Origin of the sequence: Chitinophaga polysaccharea (assembly GCF_007829335.1) — a bacterium.
In the GTDB taxonomy this organism is placed as follows: domain Bacteria; phylum Bacteroidota; class Bacteroidia; order Chitinophagales; family Chitinophagaceae; genus Chitinophaga; species Chitinophaga polysaccharea_B.
This window is the reverse complement of the sequence record NZ_VIWO01000002.1, coordinates 83,696-102,354: the sequence shown is the minus strand read 5'-3', so window position 1 is coordinate 102,354 and position 18,659 is coordinate 83,696. Positions and strand designations below refer to the sequence as shown.

Annotated in this window: 13 protein-coding genes; 6 read left to right on the top strand and 7 right to left on the bottom strand. The window is 48.2% G+C overall.

All coding sequences use genetic code 11. From position 1 onward, the window contains the following. Position 1 precedes the first annotated feature (1 nt). The 6 genes from FHW36_RS08505 (at position 2) to FHW36_RS08485 (ending at position 6,777) form a co-directional block, all read left to right on the top strand. Complete coding sequence (locus FHW36_RS08505) at positions 2–1,216, top strand: efflux RND transporter periplasmic adaptor subunit (RefSeq protein WP_145665641.1); 1,215 nt, start codon at positions 2–4, stop codon at positions 1,214–1,216. A gap of 44 nt (positions 1,217–1,260) precedes the next feature. Further along, positions 1,261–1,794: a DUF3347 domain-containing protein gene (locus FHW36_RS08500; RefSeq protein ID WP_145665637.1), complete on the top strand. Its 534-nt coding sequence runs from the start codon at positions 1,261–1,263 to the stop codon at positions 1,792–1,794. 45 nt (positions 1,795–1,839) lie between these two features. Further along, entirely contained in the window at positions 1,840–1,974 is a 135-nt protein-coding gene (locus FHW36_RS30935; protein ID WP_262713380.1) for a hypothetical protein, read from the top strand. Between the two features lie 210 nt (positions 1,975–2,184). Next, positions 2,185–4,566: an ABC transporter permease gene (locus tag FHW36_RS08495; protein WP_145665633.1), complete on the top strand. Its 2,382-nt coding sequence runs from the start codon at positions 2,185–2,187 to the stop codon at positions 4,564–4,566. A 161-nt stretch (positions 4,567–4,727) separates the two neighbouring features. Continuing rightward, on the top strand, positions 4,728–5,858 hold the full coding sequence (locus tag FHW36_RS08490) for a TlpA family protein disulfide reductase (protein WP_145665630.1): 1,131 nt from the start codon (positions 4,728–4,730) through the stop codon (positions 5,856–5,858). Between the two features lie 106 nt (positions 5,859–5,964). Further along, positions 5,965–6,777, top strand: a complete 813-nt coding sequence (locus tag FHW36_RS08485; RefSeq protein ID WP_145665628.1) for a hypothetical protein — start codon at positions 5,965–5,967, stop codon at positions 6,775–6,777. Between the two features lie 62 nt (positions 6,778–6,839). Here the strand turns inward: FHW36_RS08485 and FHW36_RS08480 are convergent, their stop codons facing one another. The 7 genes from FHW36_RS08480 to FHW36_RS08450 all read right to left on the bottom strand — a co-directional run bounded on the left by FHW36_RS08480 (position 6,840) and on the right by FHW36_RS08450 (position 18,658). Further along, positions 6,840–8,342, bottom strand: a complete 1,503-nt coding sequence (locus FHW36_RS08480) for a RagB/SusD family nutrient uptake outer membrane protein (protein ID WP_145665625.1) — start codon at positions 8,340–8,342, stop codon at positions 6,840–6,842. Positions 8,343–8,369: 27 nt separating this feature from the next. Beyond that, entirely contained in the window at positions 8,370–11,483 is a 3,114-nt protein-coding gene (locus tag FHW36_RS08475) for a SusC/RagA family TonB-linked outer membrane protein (RefSeq protein ID WP_145665622.1), read from the bottom strand. Positions 11,484–11,876: 393 nt separating this feature from the next. Next, positions 11,877–15,071, bottom strand: a complete 3,195-nt coding sequence (locus FHW36_RS08470) for a PVC-type heme-binding CxxCH protein (protein ID WP_145665616.1) — start codon at positions 15,069–15,071, stop codon at positions 11,877–11,879. Positions 15,072–15,110: 39 nt separating this feature from the next. Then, on the bottom strand, positions 15,111–15,968 hold the full coding sequence (locus tag FHW36_RS08465) for a ThuA domain-containing protein (RefSeq protein ID WP_145665613.1): 858 nt from the start codon (positions 15,966–15,968) through the stop codon (positions 15,111–15,113). 17 nt (positions 15,969–15,985) lie between these two features. After that, positions 15,986–16,972: a 2-hydroxyacid dehydrogenase gene (locus tag FHW36_RS08460; RefSeq protein WP_145665609.1), complete on the bottom strand. Its 987-nt coding sequence runs from the start codon at positions 16,970–16,972 to the stop codon at positions 15,986–15,988. Between the two features lie 3 nt (positions 16,973–16,975). Continuing rightward, positions 16,976–17,461 (bottom strand): VOC family protein, encoded by a 486-nt coding sequence (locus FHW36_RS08455; protein ID WP_145665606.1) that lies wholly within the window; start codon positions 17,459–17,461, stop codon positions 16,976–16,978. 30 nt (positions 17,462–17,491) lie between these two features. After that, positions 17,492–18,658: a mandelate racemase/muconate lactonizing enzyme family protein gene (locus tag FHW36_RS08450; RefSeq protein ID WP_145665604.1), complete on the bottom strand. Its 1,167-nt coding sequence runs from the start codon at positions 18,656–18,658 to the stop codon at positions 17,492–17,494. Position 18,659: the final 1 nt, after the last annotated feature.

The following is an 18,659-nucleotide window of genomic DNA, read 5'->3' as shown; positions in this document are numbered from 1 at the left end:
GATGGAAAGAAAAAAATTTATCAGGACTATGGCCGTAGTATCATTGGCGCCTGCACTTTTACTGGCTGCCTGCAAAGCTACCGGACCGAAGAAAACTGCGGAAGGAGCTGTCAAAACCTACACTTGTCCTATGCATCCGCAGATTGTACAAGAACAGCCTGGCTCCTGTCCGATATGTGGAATGGACCTGGTGCTATTCGACAAAAACAATAAAACCGCCGAGCTTACCCTCGGCGATAACCAGGTAGCGCTGGCGAATATTACTACCATGACCATTGGCGCGGGTGCACTGGCCAATCACAAACAGCTGAATGGGCGGCTGACAACGGACCCAGAACAAACGGCTGTCATTTCCAGCCGGGTGGCTGGCCGCATAGAAGTTTTATACGTAAAAGAAACCGGAGTCCGGGTTGCTAAAGGGCAGCCCCTTTATAAAATTTATTCGGAGCAGCTGGCCTCTCTGCAACAGGAGTATTTACTGGCCGTAGCGCAATTGCGGCAATTCCCCGGCGACAGCAGGTTTCAACAGATTGAAAAAGCGGCCAGGCAAAAGTTATCGCTATATGACCAGAGCGAAGCACAGATCAGCCAATTGTTAAAATCACAACAGGTAAATCCCTATGTTACCTACCCTGCGGCCATTTCCGGCATCGTATCAGCACTCACCGTATCAGAAGGCCAATATATACCAGAAGGCGGCGCCGTGATGCGGGTAGAGGGCTATGATCATCTATGGGTGGTAGCCGATGTATACCCGGCAGAAATTTCGCTTGTGCGGACCGGTCAACCGGTAAAAGTGGTGATAGCGGGATGGGAAAATGAACCACAGACCATGACCATCCAGTTTATCAATCCTGCGTTACAGGCGGGTAGTCAGCTGATGCAGGTACGTGGCACTATTCCGAATCCTGGTCAGCGCTGGCAACCGGGTCTACAGGCCAGTATTTTCCTCCCGGTCAACAGTAAAGGTAATGTGCTGAGCGTACCCGTAGATGCTGTTATCCGGGATGGAAAGGGCACCCATGTATGGATAGAAAAAGTCCATGGAAAGTTTGTGCCGAGGATGGTGAGCATTGGCATGGAAAACGCCGAGGTGGCGGAAATCACCGGAGGGCTTCAGGCTGGCGACAACGTGGTAGTAACCGGTGCCTATCTCCTATACTCAGAATTCATTCTCAAAAAAGGCGCTGATCCCATGGCCGGGATGAGTAAGTAAGACTGTCTCCTTATTATTCTCACAAAAAATAAAAAAACAACCACATGTTATTTAAAATTTCATTACCCGTACTCGCCGCCATCTTCTTTACTGCCTGTAATCATAACGGCAATAAACCTACTACCGGCACTGCGGCTCCGGAACAGGTCAGTGCTCCCACTCCTGCCCAGGGTTTACAGATCAATGACGATAAACTGCATGCCGTGTTTCAACAATACGAACAGTTGACAGCCGCGCTCGTGAAAGGTGATATGGCGGCTGCAAAAATAGCTGCCAATGCGATACAGCTTGGCGCCGGACAAGTAAACAACGGCCAGGTCGTAGCGGATGCTGCCCGCAAGATTACAACTGCTGCAGATGTGGAAACCCAGCGGAATAGCTTTGCTACCCTCAGTAAGGATATGATTGCGTTGGTGAAGCAGTCGGGATTAAAAAGTGGCGCATTATATGTCGATTTCTGCCCCATGGCACAGCAGGATAAAGGCGCCCATTGGCTGAGCAGGAATAAAGCCATTGAAAATCCTTATTTCGGCGAGCAAATGCTGACCTGCGGATCCGTACAGGAAACATTGCAATAATAAACAACCCTCTCTAATTTATCGATCACTTATAAATAACAGAAAATGAAAAGAATTATCCCAGGCGTGCCCACCAGTGGTATGCCAACATCCAACCTATTGGATGGATTATACCTGGATGCACGCCGGCGCCAGGTTATCCAATTTGCAGAAAAATATGATCGTTCACTGGATAGATGATGTATTGGGGGCAAATAAAGGGACTGGTTATTAGCTAGAAAAGTACAGGGAGCTAACCTATTATTGTTAGGGTGGGCGGTTTTCATAAGTGAACAAACCATTGTGCTAAAACCGAACACATAAATATTTTAAATATACTTTTCCCACTGATAAATAATTTCCCTTCATTCTGGCATTTTTATTAGGTTGTACTGGCAACATCCATATTGTATGATCAGAAATTACTTGAAGGTTGCCTGGCGTAACCTGATGAACAGCAAAGTTTACAGTGCCATTAATATCCTGGGATTAGCGATGGGTATGGCGGTAACGATGATTATTGTGTTGTGGGTAGTGCATGAATATTCTTATGATACGTTTTTACCTGACCATGAACGGGCCTACCAGGTAAGGCGTAATTTCAACAGCAACGGGGATACACTTAACTTTACGACCTGTTCGCTGAAACTGGCAGACGCTTTACGGAGTGAAATTCCTGAAATGGAATATGTGTCGGAATCTTCCTGGATGAATTCACATGGACTGATGGTAGGAGACCGGAAGTTGCTGGCAGATGGGATGATGGTGCAGCGTGACTTTCTCCGTATCTTTCCTTTTCCCCTGGTGGAAGGCAGTGCCGCTCACGCATTGGATGATACGTATTCTATTATACTGACCCAATCGCTCGCTGAAAGCCTGTTTGGCAAAGGCAGCGCAGTGGGTAAAACCCTGAGACTGGACAGTCGCCATGATGTCAGGGTAGCCGGCGTTTTAAAAGATTTACCTTCCAACAGCTCTTTCAGCTTTAAATACCTGATTCCTTTCAGCTACTTTGAACAAACCGAGGAAGCGGTGAGAAACAACCGGAAAGCCTCGTTCTCCAGTAATGCCTACCAGATATTTACGAAATTGAAGGCAGGAACTGATTATTCCAAAGTAGCTGCCAAGATCCGGGATATTGAGTCAACGGAGAAAGAGAATGTCAACTCCCAGAATTCCGCCGTGGTACTGCAACCATTGGATCGCTGGCACCTGTACAGTCGCTATGAAAATGGAAAAGATAGCAGCGGCGCTATCGACTATGTCAGGATGTTTGGCATTATAGGCTTGTTGGTACTGGTCATTGCTGGAATTAATTTTGTTAACCTCAGCACCGCTCGTTCTGAAAAACGTGGCCGGGAAGTGGGTATTCGTAAAGCAATTGGTTCACAACGCCGTCAATTGGTTATGCAGTTCCTGACGGAGTCGGTATTAACTGCGTTTATTGCTTTATTATTTGCGTTGTTGCTGGTACAGCTTTCGCTACCAGCCTTCAATGCCATTGCTGGCAGGGCGTTGCATATTCCGTTCGACAGCTGGATCTTCTGGTTGCTTGCGGGCGCTGGCACTTTCCTCACAGGCGTATTGGCCGGCAGTAAGCCTGCCTTTTTCATTTCCTCCTTCAACCCGGTAAAAACATTAAAAGGTACATTACAATCTGGGAAATCGGCTGCATTTTCACGCAAGGCGCTGGTGGTAGTACAATTCAGTTGTTCCGTAGCCCTGATCATCAGCACGCTGGTGATTTACAGGCAAATGCAGCATGCCCGGAACCGGCCTACCGGCTATGATCCCAACAACCTTATTATGACCAGGTTGAACGAGGAGATGATACGCAATTATCCTGCATTAAAAAATGAATTATTGCAAAGTGGACTGGCACAATCCGTCACCCTTTCTACCAGTCCGGCTACGGCTATTGGCTGGCACCGCGACCTCGACTACTGGCCTGGCAAGCTGCCGGGTGAAACCGTAGAAATGGGCATTATCCTGGCTGACAACGATTATTTCAAAACCATGGGATTGCAACTGGTCAGCGGTCGCAATTTTTCGACTAACCCAGATAGTGATACCGCCAATGTAATCCTGAATGAAGCGGCCGTAAAACGGCTCCGGCTCAAAGATCCGCTGAATGAATTGCTGACGATCGACAGCCAGAAGGTCAACATCATCGGCGTGGTAAAAAATGCGTTGCTGGAATCTCCTTTTGCCGCCATGGAACCTATTACATTCGGACATTCTCTTCCCAGCACCCGGGGATTCATGATGTGCCGCTTCGCGCCCGGCACTGATCTGCATGCTACCATCCCACTTATTGCAAAAGTCTTTGAGCGATATAATCCTGCTTTTCCATTCGACTATCTTTTCGCAGACCAGGTGTACAGCCAGAAGTTCCAGCAGGAAATACGCACCAGCAAACTTTCCGGCATCTTCGCCGTGTTAGCTATTCTCATTTCCTGCCTGGGTTTATTCGGGCTCGCAGCGTTTACGGCACAACAGCGCACCAAGGAAATAGGTGTACGTAAAGTGCTGGGGGCTTCCGCATCACAGATATGGGTGATGCTGTCCAGGGACTTTGTCATACTGGTAGTGATCAGTTGCCTGCTGGCAGCGCCACTGGCTTTTTATTTCCTGCAACGCTGGCTGCTGCAATACGACTACCGCATTACACTTGGACCAGACGTATTTATCCTGGCAGCGCTGGCCGCTATTGTTATTACACTCATTACCGTGAGCGTCCAGTCGATCAAAGCCGCCCTGGCGAACCCTATAGGCAGCCTGAGATCGGAGTAGGCAAGCACTCCGATACAGCAGATACAAAGTGCTGCCACCGGAGATTACCGGTGGCAGTTTGCATTTGTGGCCGTTATTATTATCGTGATATCGTTTTAACAATTACTACAGCAATCACGTAATTTTTTGTGAATACATTCACGCATAAATTTTACTGCCACATGAAGTTTAACCTGGGAACTGTCCTCACACTGCTCTTGCTGATTGCTGGCATTTCCGCTTCAGCAGCTGATTCAGCTTATATCCGATTCAACTTCTCTCCTCCGCTGCGCGGCAACGAATTTACGGTTACCGTACATGACGGCATCAGCGAACATACCATTGATGCAGTGCATCATCCTTACTGGGCTGGCATACTCAATGCACCATATGGATTTATTTCGGTCATTTATAAAAACAGCGACACTACCTACCTGCAAAGCAGGGTTTTCTTCGACAAGGGAGAATTGCCCATCAACGTAATTCCCTCAACCGACAGCCTGAAGTATTTTACTATTGATGAAAAAGCATCTCCCCATATTATTTCTTATGATAAAGCAGGTGGTGCAGCATTCGACGCCTTTATAAAAGAACGCTTTGATATATTCATTCGGTACTATCATGAAAACAAGCACCGGTTTGGAATGGATACCGCAGCCCTGGGAAAGGGATTCAGACTCGGCGATACCCTCAGCTACAGGGAAATGGATTTCATCCGGCAATTCCCGGATTCCTATATATCATTTTGGACTTTCCTCAGTAAGTCCGTCAGAACAATCCTGTTATCTCCCGCAAAGCTCATGGAGCTTTACGACCTATTTCCGGACAAATATAAAAGTACCCCTGCCGGTTTATACCTGGCGACCATCATCCAAAATAAAATCAATATTGATGCACATACCGCCTTCCCTGATTTTACTGTAACAGACATTAAAAACAATAAAATTGAGTCTGCCAGGCTACGGGGTAAATATGTACTGATTCAATTCTGGGCCTCGTGGTGTGCACCCTGCAGAGAAGAACTGCCTAATTTAAAAGCATATTACGACAAATACAAAAACAAAGACTTTGAACTGATTTCCTTTAGCATTGATAAGGATAGTACCGCCTTCCACCGGGCCGTTGAGAAATACGGCATGGACTGGCCACAAGTATTTGGTGACCACCGCCTGTATGAAGCAATGGCTAATTGGCCTATCCCCCAACTATATCTGCTTGATAAATCCGGCCGCCCAATTTACAACACCACCTCCATAAGAGATAAAGACATGACGCTGCTGAAAAATATACTGGAAGAGCGGCTCGGGAAATAATTTGTGAGATCATGGTACTGGTTATATACCCAGTGGATACTTTTACCGGTAACGTATATACGATTTTGTTAGTAACTTGCTCACTACTGTACTAATAGCAAGTGACATGTCTTTTCGAACAATCATAAAAAGAATACTCTGGGGACTTCTCGCCTTTCTCCTGGTTTTTATTTCTTTCGCTATATATATGGGCATTACTACTCCCGTTCCCGGAGGGAAAAGAATGACCCGGGCGGAACTTGCCCAGCAGGCTGACAGCATTCAATATGCCCAGAAGTTGGCCAGGGATTCGGCCTGGCAGGCCTGGCGGGCAAACCAGGATAGCTTAAAACATGTGCACAACTGGTCGTACGATACCATCACAGACCGTATGAGCCCCCGAAAAGAATATACGGCGACCGTGTTCGCCCTGGATGAGGTAAGTTTGCCCCCCACCGAAGTAAAAGAAGAGGAGGTAACCACTACGACCAGCGCCACCAGCAGGAACCGATATCGGGGCTACTGGCCTTACCGTGACGCAAGTAGCCGTCGCCGGTATACCCGCATGGATATTAAAACGACTACTACCCAACGGACACATTCCCGGTATATCCAGAATTCCGCCACCGTTTATCTGGAGCTTCATAAGAAAAGCAGCGGCCGGACGCAGATCATGATGGAGACTACTGAGGGTGCTTTCTCCCCTGAATATGCCACCGGAAGAAGTTCGATAAGAGTACGGTTCGATAACCGGCCAGCGACCTGGTTTGCCACCACAGGTTCCGTTGACCATGATCCGTCCGTACTTTTCCTCCAGCAGGAAGCAAGCTTTATACGTCAGATAAAACGGGCTAAAAGTATGCTAATTGAAGTCGCTTTTTTAAACAACGGCTTGCTGGTACTGGAGTTTGACGTGCATAAATTGAAGTGGAATTATTAAGCGTATGTTTTCCCCGACTTTGCGAGAAAAACATACGCTTGCTCCAACAATTCCTGCATCTGCTAATACCCTTTCGTAGGAACCAGGTTAGGGTTGTTCCTCAGCTCCCGGCTGGGTATGGGGAACAACAGCTCTCTTTCCGTTAACACCGGGCCGTAGGAAAATTTATGTCCCACATAATTATCAAAGCTTTTTGTACTTACGTTAAAAGCTTTGCGCAGGCGCACCATATCAAACCAGGTAATATTCTCAAAACATAACTCATACCAGCGCTCGCGCCATATGGCTTCTCTCAGCTGCACCTGGGTGAGCCCTGCCAGGTCAGGTAGCTTAGCTCTTTTCCGAACCTGGTTTACGGCATCATAGGCAGCTGCACCGGGACCACTCACCTCATTCGTTGCTTCTGCATATACCAGTAAGATGTCTGCATAACGGATCAATGACCAGTTAAGATCACTGTTAGCGGTGGTGGTTTGTGCCGTTACATCGAAGAGTTTATACAGGAAATACCCGCCCAGGTCCACCTTTTGATTCCTGTTATCCTGGTTAGTAAATGCGGTAAAAAAGAACTGGCCTTCTTTGGCGCGTAAATCAGCCGGATCGTAGGACTTTACGAAATCGGCGGTAGCGTAGATGCCACCCGTTTCGGCCGAATAGGCGGAAATATTCTTGTTGTACGGAATGATGAGCGATTGCCAGCTGCCGGGTATTACCTGCGTTTTATATTGGATCATGAAAATATTCTCTTCTATATTCTTCTTTGCCGGGTTATGCAGGTCGTTGTAGGTATCGAACAATTTAAATTGTTTGGAGTCCAGCACCTCTCCTGCTTTTTTAGCGGCCAGGTCGAAATAAGACGTCCCCTTTTGCAGCGGGTATCCGGCCATGGTGAGATATACCTTTGACAACAGCGATTTCACCGCTCCCAAAGAAACTCTACCACTGACATCGGTCCACGGTAATCCCGCATTTTCAGCGGTGGTCAGGTCGTTTACAATCAATTTGTATACTTCCTCCGGCGTAGCCTGTTTAGGCCTTAGCTGGTCGGACTTCAGATCAACCGGTTGCGTAATTAAAGGGATGTTGCCAAACATCTGCACCAGGTTGAAATAGTACCAGGCCCGCAGGAAATAAGCTTCTCCCATCAACCGTTTGGCTTCCGCCTGGTCCATATTTATACCAGGTATTTTGGCAATAGAGAGATTTGCATTGGTGATACCCTTATAATAATTTCTCCAGTAATTTTCGCCATAGGCGTTATCAGCCGTGTTATGCAGGTCTTTTATGTAATAACTATTTACCGCCTGCCCGAGATCGGTGGCTGCCTGCCCGGTGGCAAATTCCGTCATCGTCCAGGCAGCACCATTGAAATCACCGCTCATAGGGTCCCGCAGGCTGGCATAAATAGCGTTGATAGAGCTCCTCGCATGTTCGGGTTTCGTGAAATACGTATCTTCTGTATAATTGCTGGGATCTGTTTCATCCAAAAATTTCCGGCAACCAGCCAGGCATAATGCCCCGGTTGCTACCAGCAGCAGTCCGTATTTTATGATGATTGATTTCATAATTTTCGATTAAATAGTTGTTTAATATTATAATCCGACATTCAGTCCCAGCATAAATACCCTTGGTTTGGGATAGTCGTACAAGGTAAGGCCCTGATCGAAAGGCGAGCTGGAGTTGGATACTTCCGGGTCGTAGCCTTTAAATTTGGTGACCAGGAAAAAGTTCTGTACCGAAGCATATACCCTCAGGCGACTGAGTTTTAGTGCAGATACCGTTTTTGACGGGAACACATATGCCAGCAGCAGGTTACGGCCACGAATAAACGAACCGTCGGTTACTTTGTGGCTATCGTTGTTGGTAGTATAATAGGCATTGATAGGGCGTATCTGCGCTATTTGTGTATTTTGATTTGTTTCTGTCCACGCATTCAGCACGGTTTTGTAGCTATTGGCGATGCCCTGACGGTCTTCGGCGGAGTGTATGCTCCGATCGAGTACATCGTTGCCATACATAAACTGCAGGTCTACCGTAAGCGACCAGGCCTTGTACTGGAAGGTATTCAGGAAAGTGCCATATCCGTCGGGAATACCTTTCCCAATAATCACCCGGTCGAGGTCATTGATGATGCCATCGCTATTGATGTCTTTATATTTGATGTCGCCGGGCAGCATGTTGTATTTCTTTGCTTCGTCGGCCTCTTTGGAGCCCCATGTTCCGAGGGTGACCCTTCCAAAGAAAGAGCCAACAGGCTCTCCTACACGGATCACCCCATTGCCCATGAGTATGTCGCCATTGGCCAGTGCCAGTACTTTATTTCTATTGACAGAAATATTGAAGGTGGTGCTCCAGGAGAAATGATCGGTTTGAATATTGGTGGAGTTGATGCCAAACTCAATCCCCTTATTTTCCATGCTTCCTACGTTGGAGAAAATTTTGTCGCGCCCCGTAGTATACGGCAACGGTGCATCCAGCAGCATCCCATCTACTCTCCTGCGATATAGATCCAGCTCCAGGTTTAGCCTGTTGGAAAACAAACCCAGCTCCATTCCAAAATCTATCTGCTTCGTTTTTTCCCACTGCAGGCCGGGGTTAGCAATACGATCGATACCAACGCCGGAATTACGTGCGCCATTAAAAATAACGCTGTAGTTGCCCAGGCCTGCCAATGCACGGTAGGCTGGAATTTCAGAGTTACCGGTGGCGCCGTAGCTGGCACGCAGTTTTAAATTAGAGATAGCTGCAATCCCTTTCATAAAGTTTTCTTCCGTTACCCTCCAGGCCAGTGCAGCAGACGGGAAGAACGCAAACTGGTTATCCCGGCCAAACTTTGAAGAGCCGTCCATACGGCCAGTAAAGGTGACCAGGTACCGGTTGCGGAAACCATAGTTGATACGGCCAAAGTAGGAGTTCAGTCCATTAGCGGTACCAACAGAAGAGGGCGGCTGAGGACTGGATCCGGCTCCAAGGTTATAGTACTTATAGTAAGAATCGGTAAATCCTTCTGTGCTGGCCTGGTTTTCAAAACGGTCAATATGCTGCCAGGACACGCCTGCCATAGCATTAAGCGAATGTACTTTTGCAAATTCGCGGGTATAGGTCAGGTAGTTTTCAAACTGCCAGGAATTATAGCGATTATTATTTACGGAGGCATTTCCATTATCGGAAATATATTGCATGCCTTTGGCAGCGAAGTAATCTTCCCGTTGGTTAATGATATTAACGCCCACCGTAGATTTCAATTCCAGTCCGGGTGCCAGGTGTACATTGGCAAACATATTCCCCAGGAGGGTTTGCGTGTGCAGGATAGAGATCCTGTCGGCCGCCACCCTTAAAGGATTATCTCCGCCTTCCATTCCGGGGTAGTCGCGATTACTGACCCAGCTGCCGTCGGCATACTTTACCGGGATAATTGGCAGCGCTTCCAATACCTGTCGCATCATGGTAATGCCACCGCCGTCCAGCTGGTCTACTTGCTTTTCCCGTTGATCTGTATAACTCAGTGTACCGCCAATCTTTAACCAGTCTTTTATCTTGCTGTCGAATACCACGCGGCCGGCATACCGGTCTTGCCAGGAGCCCCTGGCCAATCCATCCTGCGTACGATAATTTAGAAACGCGCCAATACTTCTTTTCTCATCTCCGTCAGTAAATCCCAGCTGGTGGTTCTGGGTAAAGGCTTTGCGGAAAGTTTCATCCTGCCAGTCTGTGTCGTATAGCGGATTTCCCTGCGCATCAAATAATTTGGGGTTGGTACGTTTCTTCCTGGGATCGGTATACTTGGTGCCTGTAGCCCATCCCACGGGATCATACTTTTGGGCATTGGCATAGGCCAGGTCTTCTACTGCCAGAAACTCTTTTGCATTGAGCAGCTCCAGTTTCCTGGGTAATATGCCGATGCTGAAATCGGGATCATAGGTAATTCTCCCTCCATTTGTGCTGCCTCTTTTGGTGGTAACGAGGATAACGCCATTCGCACCGCGGGCCCCGTAAATAGCCGTAGAAGAAGCGTCTTTCAATACTTCGATAGAAGCAATGTCGTTAGGATTAATATAGTCAATAGGCGTGCTCCCATTCCGTAAATCCACCGGGTTCAGTATCACTCCGTCTATAACATACAGCGGGTTATTAGACACACTGAGCGAGCTGGATCCGCGGATACGTATATTGGTTCTGCCTCCGGGGCGCCCGGAGTTGGATGATACGTTCACCCCCGTGACACGGCCGGATAAACTCTGGTTCAGAGAAGATGCCGGGCGTTCCTGCAGTGTTTCCGCCTTCACCGTACCAACGGCGCCGGTGAGATCAGACTTTTTGGTGGTACCATATCCCACCACTACTACCTCATCTATTTTTTTTACCTGCGGTACCAGCCTGACTACCATATCCCCGGCGGTTACCTTCACCTCCTGCGTAATGTAGCCTATATAAGAAAAGACCAGCACCGCATCGCCGGGAAGCCCTTTAATGGTGAAGTTCCCATCGCCGTCTGTTGTGGTGGCTTTTTCAACGTTCTTTACTTTAATGCTCACTCCCGGCACGCCTACGCCGTTCTCTTCCAACACTTTGCCGTGCACGTCTATTAGCGGGGGAGCTTCCGCATGAAGCTGGCTGGCTATTCCCAGCAGCAGCGCCAGGGCGGTATAAATAATTTTCTGGCGTAACGCCATGATCTTGAAAGTTACCGTGGAAAACTGTCTCATAATTAAAAAATTAACAGGTGAAATTTTATTCCGGATACATGATTAAGAAGCGTTTTACTAAGAACAAAAAGGGCACGCAACGGTTACGACGCCGCTGAACAATAACACGTGTTTAGAAAATAAAGGAAGATGATTGGCCTGCTTTTTCGTGGAAAGCCAAGGGTCGCTACAGTGGATACTCGTATGCCCGCGGGGACCGCCTATCCATTGTCTGAAAAGTTAAATAAAGTTTTTTTTTGGTTGACGACTACGTACTAGTATTTCAATAATTAGATATCCTAACAATATTAAATATCCTTACTAATATTTCCTTATAATATTTTCGCTAAATAAAATAGTAATTTACCCCGGGCCTTGTTGCCTGCTCTATTATATCAGTACCCGGGGCGTTTGTTATTTCTTTTCCATGGGATGATCTTTTAACAGCTCTCCGGGAGAATAAAAATCCTTCTTATGCGCTATGGCTTTTCTCACTTGTTTTACTTTTTCAGGGGAAATAGCGGTGGCGGTGTTTCCGAATGAATTCCTCACATAGGTAAGTACGGCGGCAATTTCTTCGTCCTTCAACAGGCTGCCGAAGGGCGTCATGGGCACCTGTCCCGGGTATGTTTTGTTGTTTACTTCTATTGGTCCCATGATGCCTTTCATCACCAGCTTAATCAGCCGTTCATCACTTCCGGTCACCCATCGGGAGCCGGCCAGGGGCGGAAATCCTGAATCAGGTAGCCCTTTACCATCGGGCTGATGGCAGGTCCGGCAATATCCTTCTATGGAGTAGATCTTTTGTCCCTGGTTAAACAATGCCAGTTCAGTACCTTTCAGTTTGGTGTTGCCGCCTTCTTCCTTTTCATCTTTTACATGCTCTCCTTTTAAATGTGCGACGGCGGTTTCATAGGCGTGGATCATCCACTCGTCTAACGGCATTTTTTTGGCGGCAGCCAGGATAGGAAGGCCTTTTTCCCGGCCTATCCACGAAGCGGCTACAATGGCCATCAGGCGCACGCGGCTATTTTCATCCTGTGCTGCCTTCATCAGTAAATCTGCCTGGTCTTTTACCTGGTGCCCGGTGTAGCGTACTACTTCCACTGCTGCGGCCCTGGCATGATAGTCTTTGGCATTCAGCACTTGTTTTAAAAGGCCCTGGTCTACCTTATCCAGTCCCCAGCTTACCCAAAGGCCTTCGAGCAGGTGATGCTCATACCGGGGATCGTTTTTGTCGAGGTTAGCTACCCAGACTTTCAGTTTGGCCAATACGTCGGTAGCATTGCGTCCTCTCAGCTCCCGACGGGTTCTATAGCGGGTTCTGTACTCAGGTACTTTGAGATTGTCCAGCAGTTCTTCTATACTGGCGCCAGCGATATGCGCCGGTTTTACCAGTGGTCTTGCCGGATAAGTGATGCGGTATATTCTTCCATGCGAATGATCTCTCAGCGGGTCGCGGGCATTATGTTGCATGTGCCCGATCAGGATGTTATGCCAATCAATCACGTATAACGAGCCATCGGGTGCAAACTCCAGGTCCACCGGCCGGAAATTGGGATCTTCACTTACCAGCAAATCCATGCGGTGACGACTCTTATAACCTGTACCATCATCCTGGAGCGTATGCTCTTTCGTTCCCAGGAAGCCGATGGTATTATTGATGAGGAAGTCGCCCTGCAGCGAGTCAGGGAAATGGCGACTGGACACGAACTCCAACCCAGAAGTAGGTCGCACTTTATGTTTCTCTTCAATCAGCTGTATCGATTTGTGGGTATGCTGGCCATATTTAGGCAGCACCGTTCCCGGAAGCATCCAGCGCATATCCGGGCTGGATGTTTCAGCAAAAAACGGTTGTCCCCAGTCATCGAAGGCAATGCCCCATGGATTGGGAATCTGCAGTTGCGCCGTGCGCTCCAGCTTCCGGCGCCGGGGATCAAACCGGTAGAAGCCGCCGTTAGATCCGCGAATGGTGCCGTAAGAAGTTTCCACATGTGTATGCAAGAAAACGCCTTCACCGGAATAAATGGCGCCCGACGGATCGGCCGTAAAAGCATGGCTGCTGTGGTGGGTATCGTGATCGTCGAATCCACTCAGCAGGATTTCTTCTTTATCTGCTTTATCATCGCCATCAGTATCTACTAACAATTTAAGATTGGTACCTTGCGCAACGTACACGCCTTCCGGCGCAATTTCAAAGCCAATGGGCAGGTGCAGGCCCTGGGCGAAAATCGTTTCTTTATCGGCTTTCCCATCATTGTCGGTATCTTCCAGGATAATAATTTTATCATTGGGCTTGGCATCACCGGGCTTATAGTGTGGGTAACTCGGCATTACCGCTACCCATAATCTGCCTTTGTTGTCGAACGACATCTGCATGGGCTTAGCGAGGGCGGGGAATTGTTCTTCGGAGGCGAACAGCTCCACCTTATAGCCTGGCGGCACTTTCAGTTTATGAACTGCTTCTGCGCCGCTGAGGTACCGGAGGCTCCCATTTTTAGTATTCGCCGGGTTGTAGTTGGTTTTAACCGGCGGCAATACTTTGGTATTTTTATCAGCAGCGGCAATATCCATTTTCTTTCCCTGGGAAGCAGCCAGCCATACTGCAGTATCTCTGATAGCCGTCATTTCGCGGATCTTTTCTATTTCGGCGGGATAGTTATCTGGTCCATAAGGATCGTACCGGCGGCCAAATACGTGCACGCCATTGGGTATTTTGTAATCGTTGAGCCACATCCAGTTCTTTTCTTTTACGGCGTCGTGTACCAGCACCCGGTTAGCTTCCGCTTTCGGCGCGGCTTTGCCAAAAATCTGGTCCACTAAAAGAAGACCCAGTTTTTTATAGCCGGCCTCATTCAGCTGGGAGCCATCAATCGTTAAAGGTTCCTTCGTTTCCTTGTACCATTGTTGCGTGGGCGTAAAAGCATCGACAAACAATACCTGGTTGGCTGTTGCTACTTCCTTCATGGCATCGGTATACAACGCCAGGTTTTCGTTTTCCTTGCGGCCATCGGGGAGATCGTATTTACCGGAGAGATCTTCGAACGCAATGGGTGACACCAGGACCAGCTGCGGTGCCGAGGCACCATTATATTTTTGTTTGAGCGTCCATTTTATAAACGCATCCAATTCTGCTTTGTAGTTGTCCACGCCCTCTTTCCCTTCAAATGATTCGCTATAGCCAAAAAAGGCTACAATGATATCAGTCTTAAGCCGGGTTAACCACTGATCGGGTGTTTCAAAACGGCCCTGGCTGGGGTTGTCCATGGCTGCTACTTCCTTTGCCAGCTCAGGACGAAATTTTTCCGCCCCGGGAAATGCCCATGGCGTATTCCTGCCGGCGTGTGGCCGGAAGCCAGGGGTTTCTCCCCCATCGCACATGTTGCGAATGAGAAGATGGTAGCCCGGGTAACGCACATACAGCTCCGTTTCAAAATTATCGTAGTAAGTCATTCGCGATCCCAGGTTGCCTCCAATCAGGGAAATATGTGTTCCTTCAAACACGGTAAGTGGCGCGGGCGCCTTGGGTTTACAGGCATCCAGTATTATTATCACCAATAGGATGGGCATCAACGGTACGCGCGCACCGATTTTAAATACGCTGGGCATCTTAAATAATTTTTACGGGAATCAGGAAACGTTATCTGCTTATTTTGCCACCCGGTAAGGTACCTGTATATCAATTTTTCCTTTCCATTTTCGTGGTACTTTCAGTCCCAGCTCATAATGAATCGCATTGATCACTAATCGCTGGAAGGGCTCTTGTCTGAAGTCTTCCGGATGGCCCATAGTAGTCATAAACACACGGCCGCCGAAGCTATTGGTACCTGTCCATGCCACCGGGTTTTCGATGGCGGCTTTATCCGGGTTCACGGCCTTTCCCATCAACAACCAGGTGGAACCTTTTGTGGGATAATCAGGTAATACGCGGTACAGCCAGGAACGCACGTGAAATTTTTTTGCTACGCCTGTCAATATCGGGTTATTGGCCTGTTGGGGAATGATACTTACATCGGTGCTGCTCTCATGTCCGTAGTGCGTATGTTTAGCTGCGCCTCCCCAACCCGGAGGGGCATTTAAGGCAAATTCTCCAAAGGCATTCCATTTCTCGCTGGCATGTCCCTCTGGAAAATGAAAAGCATGTGTGGTAGTACGAAACCCCATCACCGGCTTTCCACTTTTCAGGTAGGCCTCAATATGGGCCAGCTGCTCGGGCGGCAGCCTGCGCCAGCGTAAAAAGAAGACGGCCAGGTCTGCCTGGGCCAGTGCTTCCAGGCCGGGAATATTTTCTTCACTGTTATAATCCGGGGATGCCTTGAGCACGATGGTTTTCATGCCATAATCTTTCTCCAGCGCTGCAGCGATCAGTGGCAGCGTTTCCTCGCTGCTGTACTCGTGATCGCCGGTAACGAAAACCACCAGCGGCTGTTTCTTCGGCGAAGACTGTGCAAAGAGTACACCGGTGGTAGTCATGATCAACAATAAACAAAGGCAAATTTTTCTCATTATACGGCGTTTATTGGCTATAGTTTTTTGATACGATGGTCGCCTTGTGTTGCTTGTGACAACGCATGGCGATTATAGATGCTATTGGGATCGGGATTTTTTCCCGTGAGGGCAGCCACTACATTACTGATCGTAAGCTGGCAGATTTTTTTATAGGTAGCGATCGTGAGACTGCCGGCATGCGGCGTAACGATAACCCTTGGATGTTGTACCACCGGGAGCGATTGTACCGGCGGTTCTTCCGGCAATACGTCGGCGGCATACCCTCCAATTTTTTGTGTATTTAATGCCTGTAATAACGCAGTATGATCTACAAGGGCTCCTCTTGCCGTATTGATCAACCAGGCATCAGGTTTCATCAGGCCCAACTGCTCCATACCGATGATCCCACTGGTATCGTTGTTGAATGGCAAATGAAGACTCACTACATCCGACCGCTGTAACAGTTCTTTTATCTCTACCTGATGATATGGCAGGTCATGTGCAGATCTGCTCCAGTATACTACTTCCATTCCAAAGGCTTCACCAAGGCGGGCCACGCGCTGGCCGATATTGCCCATGCCCAGGATGCCGAGAGTTTTGCCGCTCAGTTCATCTCCTGCATATTGACTGCGCCAGTTCCAATTGTTTTGTTTTACCTGGGCAACAGATTCATACATGTTGCGCATGCCCATCAGCATCAGGCTCAGGGTATGTTCGGCCATGGTAGCGGCATTGCTGCCTGGTGCATTGATCACCAGGATTTTTCGCGCTGTAGCGGCAGATACATCTACATTATCCAGTCCCACCCCACACCTGGCTACCACCTGTAATTGCGGGCAGGCATCCATCAGAGGCTTGTTGATCAAGCCTTTCCCACGGGTGACGATCGCATGGATATCGCCATGTTCCAACGCTACTTTCAGGCTTGCGTCATCGTAGCCTGTGAATACGTTTACTTCTGCCTGAAGGGCCATCAAAGCTTCCTCCGCAATTGTTTCCAGCAACAATACGTTCTTTCTCATCTTTTATTTATGATATAAGGTAGCGTCATCAGATCTATATCCCCGGAAATCATTCCTGTTGGAAACATATAGTCCTTCTTCATACAGCTCGTCTGTCAATATACGGGGATCGATGTCATCACCCGGTTTGGACGAAATTTCTACCAGGTTGCCCGCGGGGTCGCGTACAAACATCTGCATGGCGCCATCGGGCAGTTTTCTCACCTTTCCCCAGGGATGAATATCAATTGCATTTAATTCCTTCATACGGAAAAAAATACTGTTGAAATCATCTACCTGTACGCAGATATGTCCACGGAAGGAGGTCTTATCTTCCCATTCAGAAATATGCAGCTGCTGTTCTTCGTTAAACTTGAAAAACATCACCGGGTAATCAAATCTAAAGGCTGCCAGTGGCGTTAAGCCTAATTCATGCTGATAGAATGCGCCTGCTTTTTCCAGGTTGTCGACGATCAGCGTTACGTGGTTAATTTTAAGTGCTTTAGCCATACATCATTATTTTCAGGTACCTCTTCTAATCTAAACTTTCTGTGTAAACTCCCTTACAAAGTCCCAATTGGGCGATACTCCTAATCCGGGCGTCGTGGGCGCGGCGATCAGGCCGTTGGTCACCGTAATTTGCTCATTCACCAATTCATACATCATTGGGTTTCCACCCAGGGAAAACTCAATGATGGTAGCAGAAGGCGAGGCAAATGCTACGTTGAGTCCTGCCATAAAAGAAAATCCTGATCCCCAGCAATGCGGCGCCAATTCCAGTTGATGTACGCTGGCCAGGTGCGCTACGCGTGCTGCCTCTGAAATACCTCCAATGATCGCCGCATCCGGCTGTATCACATCAATGGCCCTTATATCCAGCAGTTCCTTGATATCGAAACTGGTATATTCACTTTCACCTGCGGCGATGGGGATATGGGTAGACGCTCTCACTTCTGCCGTTCCTGTGCGGTTATCAGGACTGATGGGTTCTTCAAACCAATAGAGGTTGCAATCCTGTACGCCGCGGCAAAATTGTTTTGCTTCCGGCACGCTGAAAGTACCGTGTGCATCTGCCATCAGTTTAATATCGGGTCCCAGGGCCGCTCTCGCTGCTTTTACCCTGTCTATGCTATTTTGTACGGTATTATCCATTACGCCTACACGCATTTTAACACCGCCAAAACCTTTCTCTACATATCCTTTCAATTGTGCGCCGATATTATCTGCATCTGCCCAACCACCGCTGGCATAGGCCGGCATCGCGTCTCTACAGGCGCCGCCCAGCAAATCCATTACCGGTACATTGAGCATCTTGCCTTTCAGATCCCACAAAGCGGTATCAACACCGCTCATGGCCGATACGGTTAATCCCCTCCTGCCCAGCACCGGGAATTTGCGGCCTCTCGACAAGGCGTAATGATCACGCGTACCATTATACATTTCTTCCCAGAGACGGGTAATATCTTTCACGCGCTTGCCTATCAAAGAGGGCTTTAATTCATTTTCTATGCAATTGACAATAGAAGCGCATACCCCCGAAGATCCCACCGCCGCTTTGGCTTCGCCAAATCCCTGCAGTCCATCTTCTGTGGTGATCACTACCAATGTCATATCAAAATTTGCCAGTAAGCCATAGTCCGACGTATGTTGTTTTTCCTTTGGAACGGGACAGCGTAACCAAAATGCCTCTACATTAGCTATTTTCATC

Excerpts from the sequence above, each read along its gene's own strand:
- FHW36_RS08505 (WP_145665641.1), top strand. The coding sequence starts at position 2 with ATGGAAAGAAAAAAATTTATCAGGACTATGGCCGTAGTATCATTGGCG.
- FHW36_RS08480 (WP_145665625.1), bottom strand. The coding sequence starts at position 8,342 with ATGAAATCAATCATCATAAAATACGGACTGCTGCTGGTAGCAACCGGG.
- FHW36_RS08455 (WP_145665606.1), bottom strand. The coding sequence starts at position 17,461 with ATGGCTAAAGCACTTAAAATTAACCACGTAACGCTGATCGTCGACAAC.
- FHW36_RS08460 (WP_145665609.1), bottom strand. The coding sequence starts at position 16,972 with ATGAGAAAGAACGTATTGTTGCTGGAAACAATTGCGGAGGAAGCTTTG.
- FHW36_RS08485 (WP_145665628.1), top strand. The coding sequence starts at position 5,965 with ATGTCTTTTCGAACAATCATAAAAAGAATACTCTGGGGACTTCTCGCC.
- FHW36_RS30935 (WP_262713380.1), top strand. The coding sequence starts at position 1,840 with ATGAAAAGAATTATCCCAGGCGTGCCCACCAGTGGTATGCCAACATCC.
- FHW36_RS08495 (WP_145665633.1), top strand. The coding sequence starts at position 2,185 with ATGATCAGAAATTACTTGAAGGTTGCCTGGCGTAACCTGATGAACAGC.
- FHW36_RS08450 (WP_145665604.1), bottom strand. The coding sequence starts at position 18,658 with ATGAAAATAGCTAATGTAGAGGCATTTTGGTTACGCTGTCCCGTTCCA.
- FHW36_RS08500 (WP_145665637.1), top strand. The coding sequence starts at position 1,261 with ATGTTATTTAAAATTTCATTACCCGTACTCGCCGCCATCTTCTTTACT.
- FHW36_RS08470 (WP_145665616.1), bottom strand. The coding sequence starts at position 15,071 with ATGCCCAGCGTATTTAAAATCGGTGCGCGCGTACCGTTGATGCCCATC.
- FHW36_RS08490 (WP_145665630.1), top strand. The coding sequence starts at position 4,728 with ATGAAGTTTAACCTGGGAACTGTCCTCACACTGCTCTTGCTGATTGCT.
- FHW36_RS08465 (WP_145665613.1), bottom strand. The coding sequence starts at position 15,968 with ATGAGAAAAATTTGCCTTTGTTTATTGTTGATCATGACTACCACCGGT.
- FHW36_RS08475 (WP_145665622.1), bottom strand. The coding sequence starts at position 11,483 with ATGAGACAGTTTTCCACGGTAACTTTCAAGATCATGGCGTTACGCCAG.